Source organism: Microseira wollei NIES-4236 (assembly GCF_020521235.1).
Classification (GTDB): domain Bacteria; phylum Cyanobacteriota; class Cyanobacteriia; order Cyanobacteriales; family Aerosakkonemataceae; genus Microseira; species Microseira wollei.
Map to the genome: position 1 here is coordinate 14,353 of NZ_BLAY01000069.1, position 15,861 is coordinate 30,213.

The following is a 15,861-nucleotide window of genomic DNA, read 5'->3' on the forward strand; positions in this document are numbered from 1 at the left end:
ATGACGCAACGCCTGACCAATCAGGCTTACAGATAATCCGAACTAGAGAAGTATTCGCAAGTGTGTCCCAAGCTATGTCTACTTGCGGTATTGTTAGAGTCGAGTTCCGTTCCTTAGATTGTTTTGATACTTTAGGTGTCACCAATTCGTCTACCACCAACCCAAGGCTTTTGCAGCTAACGCGTTGAATTGCTGCGGGTTTATAGGTGGTGTAGTCGAGATTTATACAGATTCTCGCTTACGCATAAGACGCTTTTTCAGGCGCTTCACATTAAGTTCACCAATAGTATCTCCCCATTAGCGCCAGTGTGCTTAATCTGATTCAGCTCTGATTGCGCCAGGGCGAAAGCTTCACCCTGGTGATTAACCTCAGCGTGGACAGATAGGGAGTCACTTCTAGCCTTGAAGGGGAGGGTTTACACCTCCATCCCAGGAACAGTTATGAGATTTTCAAGGTTCTAACCTTTCCTTCTCACCGCAGCTGATGAATTAGGCTGCGAACCAGTCGCACCAACGCTTGACTGGTCCGAATTGGTTCGGTCAATCCCCATCCGCCGGGAGCGGTGGGGTCGTTGAAGGTAGTCCGCCTCTAGTTAGCCTGCAAGCGTAGCCTTCGATCATAGGCTATTTGTGTAATACTTCGCATCTTTCTGCTAAAAATTGTGATTAATACGCTGCTGCTTAAAGTAGGCAAAAGCGACTTGGTTTAACTTGACCCGATTCGAGTTAATCTTAAATACACCGAAATAAATCGGCAGCGTGGTATCCCCGCAACTTCAGTTCGGGACCCAAACGCGCAGCGGCGAATTTATTCGCCCTCACTTATACGATGTCAGCAACCCGCTCTAAACAGACGGCGTCTCACTGCCTCATCTTTTTAGGTAGCTGACGCGCCTAAGTCGAAACAACGGGGAAACGAAGTTATCGGTGATAGTAAAAATTGTGGTTGAAATAACTTTGACGGATCTTAGTGCTGCAAAGTCAACCAATGGTTTTCTAGTCGAGGTGGCTAGAGTCAGTAATCAGGGTTGCTCTGATTGCAGATGTTTATCATCAAAGGTCCGAGCCGGACTTCAGGGAGGCAAGAGAGCGATATGCCAGTAAACTGAGAGATTAGTAAGCGCGTCCTTTAGCCGGTGTACTGATTGCCCCGTAGAGCAGTTCTCCCCATAGCTGGAAAAGGTTAGCCAGATAGCCGTTCCTCAAGGTTCCGGGCGAAAAGCTATCCCCAACTTCCAGCCAGCAATCCCCGTACCAATAGGCGCGAGGAGCGGCTCAACCACCACAATTCAACATCTGTTCGGTTGAAATTCACTTAATCGATTCTTTTGAGATTATGACCGCTTTTTCCACAATCGATACAATCACAACCCATTCTGTGCCACCCGCTGACTCAAGATCCAGGGTGAGCCAGTTTATGCGCCACCTACAAGACCAAATTTGTCAAGCACTGGAAACTACCGACGGTAGTAGCACTTTCATGGAAGACTCCTGGGTGCGCCCCGAAGGCGGTGGGGGTCGTTCTCGCGTCATCCGCGAAGGTGCTGTGTTTGAACAAGGCGGCGTCAACTTTTCCGAAGTTTGGGGCGACCACCTGCCTCCTTCCATTTTGACCCAGCGCCCCGAAGCCGCCGGTCATCGCTTCTACGCCACTGGCACTTCCATGGTGTTGCATCCCCGCAATCCTTATATTCCCACAGTACACCTGAACTATCGCTATTTTGAAGCAGGGCCAGTCTGGTGGTTTGGTGGCGGTGTGGACTTAACACCCTACTACCCCTTTGCCGAAGATGCGGCTCATTTCCACAAAACGATAAAATCCGCTTGCGATGCCCATCATGGCGAGTACTATCCTACTTTTAAACGTTGGTGCGATGAATATTTTTATCTCAGACACCGTCAGGAAACGCGGGGCGTGGGCGGTATCTTTTTTGACTATCAAGACGGCAGGGGCAAACTGTACCGAGGCGCAGATGCAAACGGAACGGCTGGCGTTTACAGCGAGGGCGTGGGAGATTTAGCTCCGCGTACTTGGGAAGATTTGTTTAGTTTTATACAATCTTGCGGCGGGGCATTTGTCCCGGCATACGTACCGATTGTAGAAAAACGGCGCGGGTTGGAGTATGGCGATCGCGAACGGAATTTCCAGCTGTATCGTCGGGGGCGGTACGTGGAATTTAACCTGGTTTATGACCGGGGTACGATTTTTGGCCTGCAAACCAACGGGCGCACCGAGTCGATTTTGATGTCGTTGCCACCATTGGTACGGTGGGAATACGGGTATCAACCAGAACCAAAGTCCCGCGAAGCAGAGTTATACGACACTTTCCTCAAGCCGCAAGATTGGGCGAACTGGTCCGAGTCTAACTCAGAAGTGAAATAATCTTCCACGAGATGAGCAGCCAGCAATTCGATCCCTCGCTACCAAAGGTAAAAAGTTGCAAATATTTTTCAGTTGAAGCAACTTGCTGCGGTATACTTTAGCTTGTTAAAGTATCTCATCAGGCGGCTGGCTGTTCTTTCGGATATATGCTCCTACCAGTTGACGGATATACTTAACAAAAAAGAAACTATTGTTGTTCGCCCAGTGGGTTCCCCAAAATTCCGCTCATCAACCACCGGCGTCGCCAATTGCTAAAGCTGGCTGCGTTCGTTTTTGGCTTGATTTGGGTAAAGTTAAGATCAAACGCTGTACATCTATACGAATTTAACGGAAAGTTCAGTGATTCACATCGAGCAGAAAACCCACACAACCCAAGACGGCACGACTGTTATCGTTTTAACACCTAAAGGCCGTCTCGATATCACAACGGCGTGGCAATTTCGCTTGAAATTGCAGGAGTGCATCTCCAAACTCAGCCGTCACGTGGTGGTAAATTTAGGTCAAGTTGGTTTTATTGACAGTTCTGGCCTCACCTCATTGGTCGCAGGCATGAGAGATGCCGACAAGGTAAAAGGCAGTTTTCGGATTTGTAACGTGCATCCCGAAGCTAGATTGGTGTTTGAAGTCACTATGATGGATTCGGTATTTGAAATCTTTGAAACCGAGGAAGAAGCTCTCGAAGGAGTTCCCCGCAGCATGGTAGGTTAAGCGCTGGCTGTATCTTCAGCATTGGTAACAAATCAAGCAAGCTCCTCTCTTTTACGGGAGGAGAATATTTTATATGGGCACAAAAGCAGAAAAATCCTGCCGTTTGGTAAAGCGGTAAGGCGCAAGCAGGGCGCCCCAGATGGCTTTACTTCGCGCTCAATACTCGCAAAGCACTTTTCTTTTGGCAAAATCAGACAAACAATCGCTTCTTTGTCACTTACCATTGAATCAGCTATTCGTTCACTGCATCAACGAGGCTTTTGATGAACGACCAATGGGATCTGAGCGAATTCCGTCCATTCGTAGAAGAAACACTCAAACAATGGCAAGTGCCAGGAGTAGCGATCGCGATCGTACAAAATGGGCTACCCATCTAAGATGGGACATTGTGGCAAATGGAGAAGGGGAAAGGGGGAAAGGGGGAAAGGGGAAAAGGGGAAAAGTTTGTTCATCCTTCCCCCTTTTCGGGTTTCCCTTTTCCCCAGTCCGGCGTCTATTGTCTTGCGCCTACCTGGTAGCCCATTATTACTATGATGTTTTTGCAGCGACCATTGTGCAATTGGACCCTCGAATCAAGTTCTCATTTTCTACAGACCTCAAGGGAAATATTGCCTCTTTAGCGATTCAGCTAGATCCAGAGGTCAAGCATATAGTATTCATCCGAAAAGCAGAGCGAGAACTGACTGAGAAAAGCTTTTTACAACAATTTGTTGGCATTTATGAATTTGCATCGGACAGTTCTACTTTAACTATTGCATTGAAGAATGAGACTTTGACAGCAACATTTCAAGGAGAGAGGGAGAATGTGTTAGTTCCCGAGCGGGGAACTGAGTTCAATCTCCAGGGGCACTCTGGTTTTAGTATTGAGTTTAAGTCGGATGAAAATGGGCAATTTACCCAGGCGTTCTTTATACTGCCCGGTGCAGTATTGATAGCTAAAAAACGAGCTTGAACGGCATTTACAGCGGGTTACAGCCGATGGCAATACACCTGGGTGAGGGTGGAGTATAGCGTATATTACTACAAGTGATATCATGTCTGGTGGCATCGGTAGTGTATGCTCTTGGTGTGAACAATACTGTGCGTTCGCGCCAGGGTTGCAAAGGCATATCGCGTGCATTTTAGATAGCGGTCAGAGGCCACCAATGAAACCAGGTAAAACCATGAATTAGATCGCGCTGTTTGTCACCAATTATTATCATTAATTAGCAATTTAAGCTGGATTTTGCTGCGAATCTTCAATTAAATTTACAAGCCAATCTTTGACCAACAAAGTAGCGCGACAGTCGTCTTCGTTGTAGCGTAAAATTGCGTCGAGGTAGTGGCGATCGCTTACCTTTAACCACTGGTCATACCAATATATACATAACTGTCCATTTGCTTGAGGATTTTGCCATTCAAAACCCAACCAGCGGGCAATATGTTTGAGTGCATAACTTTGCACTGGTAACGTTACGGCTTGTTTAACTCGTGAGTGGATATCGACAAAGCGCGCCTGGATGGATTTAACTTGATCGTAGGGTGTTTTATAGCACTTGGCTAACCGTTTTACCGTCTCGACTTCGTAGTCGCAAAAATGAAAAATCGGCGCGTCGGGATAGCAGGAAACCAACTCTAAAAACTGTTCCCAAATCAAACCTTCATCTTCGGGTCTTTCTGCCAAAAAAGGATAAAATTTTTCTGTTTTGGCTGCCCTATCTACAACTAAAACCCCTAACAAATAATCTAAATTAATATCTGGTTCGGCTTCTATATCGAAATAAAGTTCGATCGGCGCAGTTGGTAACGCATCCGCCGCGAAAGGTGGAGAATCGCTTAAAATTACTTTATTTTGCCAGACGGATTGAGCTTGTCTGACTAATTGAATCGCAATATCTCTTTCGATGGTCGGTTCTAACCAATCGACATCCGCGCCAGCGAGGGATTCTACCGTTGTTAGGTTGAGACTTCGCAAGTAACTGTATCGACTCGGACTCACCCCCGGTATCAAAGACAAATGTTGCTCGAATTGAGCTAGTGCGTAACAGTGACTGTACCAGCGACAAAGATTGCACCGCTGACGGGAAATAAACACTTCTGGTTCTTCCTGCTGTTGCAGCAAAGCGATGCATTCATGCAAAACACCCTGCATCTTGGGCATAACTTTTGGTAAATTGACCTGATAGGGCGGGCGATCGCGCAAAATCAACCACGCCGTTTCCGGCAAACTTTCTTGTACCGCCGCCAGGACAAAAGCGTGAAACGCGGCAATAATTTGATAATCCTGCTTGGGACGCTTGCCCAGTTCAATTTGGTAGGGAACGTAACACCAATCCCCAAAAATAGATTCTCCCGGCTGTTTAACCAATAAATCCGCACAGCTTAATAAAGTGACAAAGCGAGGTGCTTCCACTTTCCCCGCCTGTTGCATCGCGGTATGTGGAAGAAGACGCGGTGACGGGGGGACACCGTGACGCGGGGAAGAGGACAGTCTGAAGCTCTGACACTCTGAGACAGGGAAATTTTCACTCGACCCGTCACCCCTTCTTTGCGTCACCGCGTCTTCTTGGTCATCATTACTCGGTAGAGAACAAGAGTCTTCCTCGTCCCAAACCCGATCTGACGACAATTGCGCCAGCAACACCCCTTGATAGATCGCCTCCACCCCTTGGTGCATCAATTCCAAGGTCGCTCTAGCACCCGCTTGCCAATCTCCCTTACGATACTCTGGTTGGCGATAAATTTTCCCTGCCAAAACAGTTCGTTCCTGGGCGAACCGATCCTGTTGTAGTTTCAAATGAAAATCGCCGATCGGATCGAGCTGTTCAGGATCTCCATAAACATCCAGAAAAGCTCGCCTCTCACAGCGCTGGTAACTTAGTAGCAGTTCCGCAGTCAACAACATAACCTTAACTTACCAATAAATTCCACAGACTGCGAACTCTCCTCTTCTTCCTCTTCCTTGGCGTTCTTGGCTTCTTGGCGGTTTAATCCTAAAATACTCAATCTTGCCACCCTTCCCACCCACAACCATGACCGACGCAAAAACCGAACAACACCGTGCCTTATTTCCAGCTTTGGCGAATAAAGCCTATTTCAATTATGGCGGTACTGGACCCCTTCCCAGTTTGGCACTCGCAGCAATTTCCCAAGCTTACCAATTCATCCAGCAAGCAGGTCCATTTTCCAGTGCGGTTAACGATTGGATCGACATCGAAGCCGATCGCACCCGCATGGCGATCGCATCCCAACTCGGCGTCTCCAAACTTTCCATCGCCCTCACCGAAGATGTCACCGTCGGGTGCAATATTGCCCTCTGGGGCATAGATTGGTCTGCGGGCGACCATATATTAATATCCGACTGCGAACATCCCGGCATTGTCGCCGCAGTCAAAGAACTCCAGCGCCGTTTTGGCATTGAAATCTCTATTTGCTCCCTCGTCGAAACTCTCGATCGAGGCGACCCAGTTGCAGCCATCGTCCAACACCTGCGACCTTCTACCCGCCTAGTAGTAATCAGTCACATCCTCTGGAATACAGGACAAGTTTTACCCCTCGCCCAAATCGCCACAGCCTGCAAAAATGTTTCTTCGGCAAGGATTTTAGTCGATGCTGCCCAATCTGTCGGCGTGCTGCCGTTAAATCTGGGCGAAATCCCCATCGATTTTTATGCCTTTACTGGTCATAAATGGTGGTGCGGCCCGGAAGGACTCGGCGGTCTTTACATCTCACCCGATGCTCTAGAATCTTTAAACCCTACCTTTATCGGCTGGCGCGGCATTGTTACCGATAGCAGCGGCAATCCGATTCGCTGGCAATCCGATGCGCGACGTTATGAAGTTGCTACCTCTGCTTATCCACTGATGGCAGGTTTGGCGGAAGCGATCGCTCTCCACGAGCGATGGGGTTCTCCCCAACAACGCCTGCAACAAATCCAGCATCTGAGTCACTATCTCTGGCAACGCTTATCCGAGTTACCTTATATCAACTGTCTGAATACTTCCCCTCCCGCCGCCGGTCTTGTTTCTTTCCAAGTTAAAGGTATCCCCCACAATCAATTCGTCAAACTTCTCGAACAACAAAACTGCTTTATCCGCACGATTCGCTTCCCAGACTGCGTCCGCGCCTGCGTCCACTACTTCACTTTCCCATCCGAAATCCATCTCCTACTCGATGTTGTCGATTCTGTCAAGTCCGCCCTTTAGCTGCCGTCGCCGCGCCGGTGCTTTTAGACTGGTTAAATATCAATTTTTCCTGACATTTTGAGCGATAGGGGTGCCAACTCTTGTACGCAAGTTTCCATGTTTGAGTTATATTGATATTATGGCTATTTTTACGGTTATATATGGGCGCACGGATTCCCATTATCCGAATGTTAAGCATAATAATATTTCAACACAAAACTTCAAACTCGTCAACCCCCCTAAAATAGTGAAATAATTAAGAATAATTATCAATAATTTGTTATGGTTCCTTGACTTGGTTTTAATCTTTAAAAATTAGAGATTAGTTTAATAAGCTAAGCTTATATGTGATGAACCGCGAAGACGCGAAGGGCGCGAAGGTAAGAGAAAAGAAGAAGATAGGGAATGTTAGAGTACTGAAGAGAGTAAGGCAGAAGGTAGAAGTGGGGAAAATTGAGCAAGAATTAGACAGCCAAAACTCAGAAACCCGCTTCCTCCTCTGATTACTCGCTTCGGCGCTACAGGACCACCTATCTTCTTCTCTTCTTGCTTGGCGTTCTACGCTTCGGGAAGTCGCTACCCTTGTCTATGGCGTCTTGGCGGTTGATTAAATCGGTGAGGATGTGTTGAAAACTCGACCTGTTTTATATATTGCGATTACCAATCACGGATTCGGTCATGCGGTGCGCGCCGCCTCGGTCGCGGCAGAAGTGCAACGGTTAAACCCAGAAATTCTGCTAATTTTAGTCACGACAGCGCCGCGTTGGTTGTTGGAGTCGTATATTCCGGGAGATTTTATCCATCGACCCCGCGCGTTTGATGTGGGGGTGATTCAGTCGGATAGTTTAACGATGGATAAAAATGCCACTTTGGAAAAATTGCGGCACATTCGTTCTACTCAGCAATCGATTATTGCGGGAGAGGTTGGCTTTATCCGGCAAAATCGAGTGGGATTAATGCTGGCAGATATTCCGCCGTTAGCGCCTGTTATCGCCAAAGCTGCGGGGATACCTTGTTGGATGTTGAGTAACTTTGGCTGGGATTTTATTTATGGAGCTTGGGGGGGAGAGTTTATCGAAATAGCTGAGTGGATTAAGGATTGTTTTGGTTTATGCGATCGCTTGTTTCGTCTCCCGTTAAATGAACCCATGTCGGCGTTTCGGGTAATTGAAGATGTGGGTTTAACTGGTGGGACACCTCATTACAGTCCAGAGGAGTTGCGATTGCGGTTTAATATAACTGCACCACCGGAAAGAACAATCTTGCTCAGCTTTGGTGGATTGGGGTTGCAGGCGATTCCCTACGAGAATTTAAGTCAATTTCCCGATTGGCAATTTATCAGCTTTGATGACAATGCTCCCGATTTACCCAATTTAATTAAAATCGGAGAGCGCTCGCTGCGTCCGGTGGATTTTATGCCGCTGTGCGGGCGAGTCATTTCTAAACCGGGTTACAGTACTTTTTCGGAAGCGTTGCGCTTAGAATTGCCGATCGTATCCCTGACTCGCTCTGGCTTTGCCGAATCTCCCTTACTTATCGAAGGGATGCAAAATTATGGGTATCATCAAATTATTCACCCATCGGAGTTCTTCGCGACGAGTTGGGAATTTCTCCACCAACCCCTACAACCGCCCCTTAAAACTCAACGGTTAGATAAACGAGGCAGCTTCGCGATCGCCCAAGCGATTGTAAATTACTTCCAACGGTAGTCATTGCCAGGAGCGATCGCATTTACCCCGGCTAAATCACCAATGACTAATTACCCATGACCCATTACCAACAGTTACTTAAAATTCAAACAACTGGCAAATCTTTGTCTAAGATTACCGGCAAGGTTCAGTCAGTTGTCGGCGAATCCGGGATAGAAACCGGACTTTGTAGCTTATTTTTGCGCCACACCTCGGCTAGCTTGCTGATTCAAGAAAATGCTGACCCGGACGTGCTGAAAGACTTGGAAAACTTCTTCTCCCAGCTAGTGCCAGAAGACGATCGGCTTTATATCCACAACGCCGAAGGACCAGATGATATGCCCGCCCACATCCGCACCGCCCTGACAAAAACATCGGAACAGATACCGATCGATCGCGGTCGATTGTTACTGGGAACCTGGCAAGGCATTTATATTTGGGAACATCGGCAACACGGGTATATTCGAGAACTCGTCGTCCATATTTCCGGCAACTAGATAATTTGTGCTTTCGCGGTACTTGATCTGCTTAGTTTTGCCCAAGTTATAACTTTTGTAAAAAAGATAGCAACCCCCTATCCCCAAACGGTGAAAATTTTGAGGATAATTAAAAAAATAGAAAATAATTAAAAAATCACGCCTGGGAGGGATGGCAAAATTGCTAAGCTACAATTCAAGCCCAACGGGCATCCGGAAAAAATCCCACAGGTCAAAGCCAATGGCAGACCGTTTTTTTAAGTTGTCGTTGGATTTGCTGTGTATAGCCGGACTAGACGGCTATTTCAAGCACGTCAACCCGGCATGGGAAAAAACCCTGGGTTTTAGACAAAGCGAACTCTTAGCCAAACCTTTCCTGGAATTAGTTCACCCGGAAGACCGGGAAGCAACGATTGCGGAAGTCAAAAAACTAGACAGTGGGATAGAAACGATCCGATTTGAGAATCGCTACCTGTGCAAAGACGGGTCGTATAAATGGCTAATCTGGAATGCAGCACCCTACTTAGAAGAAGGTTTAATTTATGCAGTGGCGCGGGATATCACCGAACAAAAGCAAGCTGAACAAGAACTGCGGGATTTGAGTGCAGCGCTGGCGAATGCGGTAGAGGGAATTTCGCGCTTAGATACCCAAGGGCGATATATCAGCGCCAATAAAGCTTATGCGAACGCAGCGGGATACGAACCAGAAGAAATGATCGGCATGGAATGGCCTTTGACCGTTCATCCGGAAGACATAGAAAAATTAATAGCCGCCTACGAACAAATGCTCAAAGACGGCAAAGTCGAAGCGGAAGCAAGGGGAATTCGCAAAGACGGGTCGATCTTTTACAAGCAAGTCGTGATGGTCTGCGCCTACGACGCCCAACATAGGTTCATCGGACATCACTGCTTCATGAAAGATATCACCGAACGCAAGCAGATGGAAGCAGCGTTAATCCAAGCAAAAGAACTGTTAGAGTTGCGAGTCGAAGCGCGTACTGCCCAATTAAGGCAAACCGTGCAACAGCTAGAAAGCGAAATCCTCGAACGCAAGATGGCAGAAGCAGCACGGGAACAAGCTAAAGAAGAGTTAGAAATTAGCAACGGTTTATTGCGTTCGGTGATCGAAGGTACTCCCGATAGCATCTTCGTGAAAGACCTTCAAGGACGCTACCAGATGATTAACTCGGCGGGTGCGATCGCCATGGGAAAATCCGTAGCAGAAATTATCGGCAAAGACGATCGCGAATTAATGCCAGAGGAAATATGGCGTCAGATTCAAGCAACGGATCGTCGCATTATGGAAACGGGGGAAACCCAGATTTTGGAAGAAGAGGTCACGAGGGATAACTTGACTCGGACTTATTTATCTACTAAAAATGCTTACCGCGATCGCAACGGCAATATTATCGGCGTCATGGGAATTTCGCGAGACATCACCTTTCGCAAACAAGCGCGAGAAGCGCTGTATCGAGAACGGGAATTTCTCAACGCTTTGCTAGATAACCTGCAAGACGGTATCGTCGCTTGCGACGCCAACGGCACTTTAACCTTATTTAACCGCGCCACCCGCGACTATTGCGGCTTACCCGAACAACCGATTCCCCCCGAAATGTGGGCAAAATACTATAACATCTACATGCCCGACGGGAAAACCCCAATGCCAACCGAAGAGATTCCTTTATTTAGAGCATTTCGGGGAGAAACGATTCGCAACGTCGAAATGGTACTCGTCCCCAAAGATAGAAAACCGCGGACTTTACTTGCTTCGGGTCAACCGATTATCGACGCCTCTGGGAACAAACTCGGTGCGGTTGTAGCGATGCACGATATCACCGACCGTAAAATAGCAGAAGCTGCATTAAAAGCCAGCGAAGCACAATATCGTCGCATCGTAGAAACAGCCAACGAAGGCATTTGGATGCTAGATGAAAATGGGATGACAACCTTTGTCAATCCCCAAATGGCGGCGATGTTGGGATATCGCGTCGCAGAAATGCTAGGCGAACCTTTGGTAGCATTTATGGACGAAAAGGGAATTGCGATCGCTAAAACCAAATTAGAACATCGTCGCCCAGGAATCGCCGAACAAAACGATTTTAAATTTACCCGCAAAGATGGTTCAGATTTGTGGGCAATTGTTTCTACCAATCCCATCTACGATACAGAGGGTAAATATGCCGGAACCTTGGGCATGATTACCGATATTACCTCGCGCAAACAAACCGAAGCCGCCCTCGCCAAACAACAGCAAACTTTGAGGACGATTTTAGATAATACCCCGATTTGGATTTGGATGACGGATCGCAACGGGAAAATGCAGTTTGTGAATAAAACCTTCTGCGAAAACGTCGGCATACCCGAATCGCGCTTTCTCGAAGTTTCCCACTATTCGGAAATATTAGGATTAGAAGCATCAGCCAACAGCATGGCGTCCGATGCTGCTTGCTGGTCGCAGGAATTACCCCATCATTCGGAAGAAAGTCTGCCGTTTGTAGATGGTCAACAGCATTATCTGGAAATTACCAAAGCCAAAATTAAAGATAAAGACGGCAACATCATCGGCTTAATTGGTTTGGGCGTAGACGCCACCTTTCGCAGACGACAAGCGCAAGAATTGCAAGCATCGGAACAAAAGTATCGACTCCTGGCGCAAAGGGAAGCGCTACTCAACCAACTCGCCAGCCATATCCGCAATTCCCTGGACGTGAATACCATCCTGGAAACCGCCGTACAAGAAATCCAGACCTTGTTGCAACTCGATCGGTGCAACTTTGTTTGGTATCGCCCCGCATCTGCACCCCCCGTTTGGCAAGTCGTCACCGAAGCCAAGATTCCCACCCTAGCTTCTCAAGTCGGCGTCTATCCAGTCGAAGCCAATATCCTGGTCGAACAGCTAATAAACCAGGCAATCTTGCGTGCCTCCGATTTGAAAAACTCCCGAAATCTAGAGGGTAGGAGATTATATCATAAATATGGATATAGGGCAATAGTATCTTTACCGATACAAACGCCTTCTGGGGCAATTGGGTTGCTGGTTTGCGCCCAGTGCGACAATGGGCGAACTTGGTGCGACGAAGAAGTGGAACTGCTGCGGGCGGTGGCGGATCAACTAGCGATCGCGCTATACCAAGCCGAACTATACACCCAAGCGCAAAACTCTGCCCAAGAAGCGCAAGAAAAAGCCTTGGAACTCGAACAAGCTTTACAACAGCTGCAACAAACTCAAACCCAATTAATTCAAACAGAAAAAATGTCATCTTTGGGACAATTAGTTGCGGGTGTCGCCCACGAAATTAACAACCCGGTTAATTTTATTTACGGCAATCTCGTTCACGCCGAACAATACACCCAAGACTTGCTGAAGCTGCTGGGGCTTTATCAAGAACATTATCCCAATCCACCCGCAGAACTTGAAGATGAAGCCGAAAACTGCGAAATAGATTTTTTAGCAGAAGACTTGCCCAAATTACTCGGTTCGATGAAAATGGGAGCCGAACGCATCCGTCAAATAGTCCTATCGTTGCGGAACTTTTCCCGCCTCGATGAAGCGGAAATGAAAGCAGTAGATATCCACGAAGGAATTGAAAACACGCTGCTAATATTGCAAAACAGGCTGAAAGTAAAATCAGACTATGTGGGGATTGAAATAGTTAAAGAATACAGCGAATTGCCACAGGTAGAATGCTACCCTGGTCAACTAAATCAAGTGTTCATGAACATCATAAACAATGCGATTGATGCGTTAGAAGAAAACAGGTGGAAGCCGGAAAATCAAGGAGAGAAAAACAACAAAGTTCCGAAAATTAAGATTAGCACAGAAGTCAAAAACGGGGAAAAATTAGTAGTGCGAATTGCCGACAACGGACCGGGAATGACTGAAACAGTAAAAGCCAAATTATTTGACCCTTTCTTTACCACAAAACCAGTCGGTAAAGGGACGGGTTTGGGATTATCGATTAGCTACCAAATTGTAGTAGAAAAACACGGTGGCGTTTTGGATTGTATTTCCCAACCCGGTAAGGGAACGGAATTTTGGATAGAAATACCGATTCGCCAGGGAATCAGTTGAGCGGCGCTTTGTAATACTATTTTCCTAAATGTCTGTGAATCGATGACCGTGAAATTAGCGCACAAATTTCTCTGTACCTTGGCTTTAATGCTAGGCTCTTGCTGGGCAATGCCTGTATCGGCAGCGGAACGGTTACTCCTGCGATTGGGACCGTTTGAGCAGTCGATCGAGATCGAGGACTTGGAACGTTTTGCCAAAACCGGCGAATTGCCTGGGAACCTGAGATCCTTCTCGGTGGTGTTGAATCAGGATGTGCGGAATATCCTGCTACAGCGGCTGCAAGTTGACCCGAACATTACAGATAGAGTAATTAAAGACTGGCTGCGAAGTCCGGCGGCAGAACAAGTTATCAAAAGTTTAGGAGATGCTCTGCCCAATAGCAGCATCGAGCAAGTACAGGCTGCCATATCGATCGCGGCGCGTCAAGCCAACGGGTTGAGTGCAATTTCCTTGTTGCGGGCATTTCCGGGGGAAAGCGTCACCATAGACGTGACGAGAGCGATCGCACTAGCGTTACAATTCAACCCATCATTCTGGGAAAGCCAAGTCCTCGGTCCGATGCTGGAACGGGAACTCGCCAGCGACACCACTGGGTTCGATCCGCCGTTTAACCCCGCACAAAGGGGTTTTGGGCGCGTGGAAGAGCAAACCTTGACTTTTTGGGACCGACAGCGCGATCGTTTGATTCCCGTAGACATATACTCGAATCACCCGAATTCCAACTTGGATGGCTACGACCTTACTCCACCAGATCCGGGTCCGCTGGTAATTATCTCTCACGGTTTTGGTGCCGACCGAGGATTTTTAAGGTATTTAGCCCGCCATCTAGCCTCCCACGGACTCACGGTAGCTGCTTTAGAACATCCAGGTAGTAATGTAAATTGGCTATCTAGAGCGTCCGTTAGCGGCAATCCAGGGGATTTAATCTCCCCGTCGGAGTTTATCGACCGTCCCAAAGATATCAGCTTTTTACTCGATGAACTTGAGCTGTTAAACGAGCAACCCGGAACTTGGCAAGGGAAGTTTAACACCAAATTGGTCAGCGTTATCGGTCATTCCTTGGGCGGCTATACTGCTTTGGCGTTAGCGGGTGGGGAACTGCAATTAGACGAGTTGCGGCGGTCGTGTAAATCAACGGATTTGCTTTCTAAGTCTCCCGCCGAATGGTTGCAGTGCGCCGCCTCCGAATTGCCCTCTCGCCGCTTACAATTGGGGGATGCAAGGGTAAAAAATGCGCTCGCTCTTAACCCCGTAGTCGGTCAATTGTTTGGTAAAACGGGTTTAAAACAAGTCGCGATCCCGACCTTGATTTTATCCGGAACTGAGGATGCGTTTACCCCAGCCGTGAACCACCAATTGCAACCATTCACGCAACTCGGTGGCGAAAAATACCTTATAACCGTCATTGGCGGTACTCACCTCAGCGTCGGAGATCCAAGTAATTTGGGCATTCAAAGAACCTTGGTGCAAGAGCGCATCGGCGATGATGTAGAGCCATTGCATCAATTGCTACAAGGAGTTAGTTTAGCGTTTATCAAACAACTGACACCAGAGGCTAAAACCTACGAACCCTTTTTAACGCCCGCCTACGCCCAATCGCTTTCTAGCCAGGAATTGCCTTTGCGTTTCAACACCCAACTACCCGCAACCGTGTACCGATGGCTGCAAATAACCGCGCGTCGGTAGATTGACACTCCCCGCGCCTGTTGGTACGGGGATTCTTAAGACATTGCGGTCTTAATATCCTGAAAACTCAGGAACCCTTAGCGCCATCCTTCTGCCTAATGGCGGTCAAAATCCTAGCCTGGCAGCGGGATACTGGGTCGTCAACTTTCTCCCAGTCGGTGGGTAGGTTTTAACTTCTTGTACTGACGAAACCTGTTTTAGTCCCGATCCCCCCAATCCCCCCTTTTAGAGGGGGTGCAAGCGCGTCTCGTCATGCTTGAGCGGGACAGGACTTAGGCAAAGAAACCCGGTTTCTAGCAAAAATCGTTGGTTTGGTTGGGAGAGATCCAGGTCGAAACCGGGTTTCTAGCCTAGTCATGCTTTATAAGGATTGATTTTATAGCTAATATCATGTCCGCGAGAGATCAGTTGTGTATAGTTGATTGTGCGAAAAAGCGTTTTTTCTCCCCCAGCTCCCCTTTGCTCCCCCATCCCCTTTGCTCTCCAAACGCAACCGATGCAACCGGACACGATATAACTCCTGGCATCAAGTTGGGCGAGCGCAGATTAGGATCGAGGTGAAGCCGCGGAAAGCACCGCATCTGACAGCCTTGCGGTCGCTCGCGTTTTGGGTTATTAATCATGACGAGAGGCGCAAAACCCCCATCGTTTACGTGGGGGTTTTGCGCGAGCGGGACTTTTAAGT

Annotated in this window: 10 protein-coding genes; 9 read left to right on the forward strand and 1 reads right to left on the reverse strand. The window is 47.8% G+C overall.

Features of this window, described 5'->3' with window-relative positions; all coding sequences use genetic code 11:
* The first annotated feature begins 1,336 nt into the window (after nucleotides 1–1,336).
* From hemF to MiSe_RS22305, 3 genes are all read left to right on the forward strand, one after another.
* The gene (gene hemF, locus MiSe_RS22295) at nucleotides 1,337–2,383 is read left to right on the forward strand and encodes an oxygen-dependent coproporphyrinogen oxidase (protein WP_226585015.1); all 1,047 of its coding nucleotides are present in this window, start codon (nucleotides 1,337–1,339) and stop codon (nucleotides 2,381–2,383) included.
* A gap of 339 nt (nucleotides 2,384–2,722) precedes the next feature.
* Nucleotides 2,723–3,091: an STAS domain-containing protein gene (locus MiSe_RS22300; protein ID WP_226585017.1), complete on the forward strand. Its 369-nt coding sequence runs from the start codon at nucleotides 2,723–2,725 to the stop codon at nucleotides 3,089–3,091.
* A 553-nt stretch (nucleotides 3,092–3,644) separates the two neighbouring features.
* Nucleotides 3,645–4,043, forward strand: coding sequence for a hypothetical protein (locus tag MiSe_RS22305; RefSeq protein ID WP_226585019.1), 399 nt, complete (start codon nucleotides 3,645–3,647; stop codon nucleotides 4,041–4,043).
* A gap of 261 nt (nucleotides 4,044–4,304) precedes the next feature.
* Here the strand turns inward: MiSe_RS22305 and MiSe_RS22310 are convergent, their stop codons facing one another.
* On the reverse strand, nucleotides 4,305–5,975 hold the full coding sequence (locus MiSe_RS22310; protein ID WP_226585021.1) for a TM0106 family RecB-like putative nuclease: 1,671 nt from the start codon (nucleotides 5,973–5,975) through the stop codon (nucleotides 4,305–4,307).
* A gap of 127 nt (nucleotides 5,976–6,102) precedes the next feature.
* Here MiSe_RS22310 and MiSe_RS22315 point away from each other — a divergent pair, with 127 nt between their 5' ends.
* From MiSe_RS22315 to MiSe_RS22340, 6 genes are all read left to right on the forward strand, one after another.
* Nucleotides 6,103–7,275, forward strand: a complete 1,173-nt coding sequence (locus MiSe_RS22315) for an aminotransferase class V-fold PLP-dependent enzyme (RefSeq protein WP_226585023.1) — start codon at nucleotides 6,103–6,105, stop codon at nucleotides 7,273–7,275.
* A 329-nt stretch (nucleotides 7,276–7,604) separates the two neighbouring features.
* On the forward strand, nucleotides 7,605–7,757 hold the full coding sequence (locus MiSe_RS22320; protein WP_226585025.1) for a hypothetical protein: 153 nt from the start codon (nucleotides 7,605–7,607) through the stop codon (nucleotides 7,755–7,757).
* A gap of 123 nt (nucleotides 7,758–7,880) precedes the next feature.
* Complete coding sequence (locus MiSe_RS22325; RefSeq protein ID WP_226585027.1) at nucleotides 7,881–8,963, forward strand: glycosyl transferase; 1,083 nt, start codon at nucleotides 7,881–7,883, stop codon at nucleotides 8,961–8,963.
* Between the two features lie 56 nt (nucleotides 8,964–9,019).
* The gene (locus MiSe_RS22330; RefSeq protein ID WP_226585029.1) at nucleotides 9,020–9,439 is read left to right on the forward strand and encodes a secondary thiamine-phosphate synthase enzyme YjbQ; all 420 of its coding nucleotides are present in this window, start codon (nucleotides 9,020–9,022) and stop codon (nucleotides 9,437–9,439) included.
* A gap of 220 nt (nucleotides 9,440–9,659) precedes the next feature.
* Nucleotides 9,660–13,490, forward strand: a complete 3,831-nt coding sequence (locus MiSe_RS22335; RefSeq protein ID WP_226585031.1) for a PAS domain S-box protein — start codon at nucleotides 9,660–9,662, stop codon at nucleotides 13,488–13,490.
* Between the two features lie 42 nt (nucleotides 13,491–13,532).
* Nucleotides 13,533–15,176: an alpha/beta hydrolase gene (locus MiSe_RS22340; protein WP_226585033.1), complete on the forward strand. Its 1,644-nt coding sequence runs from the start codon at nucleotides 13,533–13,535 to the stop codon at nucleotides 15,174–15,176.
* The last annotated feature ends 685 nt before the right edge of the window (nucleotides 15,177–15,861 follow it).

Bases quoted from the DNA above. Each gene is read 5' to 3' on its own strand.
- MiSe_RS22320 (WP_226585025.1), top strand. From the start codon at position 7,605: ATGAACCGCGAAGACGCGAAGGGCGCGAAGGTAAGAGAAAAGAAGAAG.
- hemF (WP_226585015.1), top strand. From the start codon at position 1,337: ATGACCGCTTTTTCCACAATCGATACAATCACAACCCATTCTGTGCCA.
- MiSe_RS22340 (WP_226585033.1), top strand. From the start codon at position 13,533: ATGACCGTGAAATTAGCGCACAAATTTCTCTGTACCTTGGCTTTAATG.
- MiSe_RS22335 (WP_226585031.1), top strand. From the start codon at position 9,660: ATGGCAGACCGTTTTTTTAAGTTGTCGTTGGATTTGCTGTGTATAGCC.
- MiSe_RS22310 (WP_226585021.1), bottom strand. From the start codon at position 5,975: ATGTTGTTGACTGCGGAACTGCTACTAAGTTACCAGCGCTGTGAGAGG.
- MiSe_RS22315 (WP_226585023.1), top strand. From the start codon at position 6,103: ATGACCGACGCAAAAACCGAACAACACCGTGCCTTATTTCCAGCTTTG.
- MiSe_RS22330 (WP_226585029.1), top strand. From the start codon at position 9,020: ATGACCCATTACCAACAGTTACTTAAAATTCAAACAACTGGCAAATCT.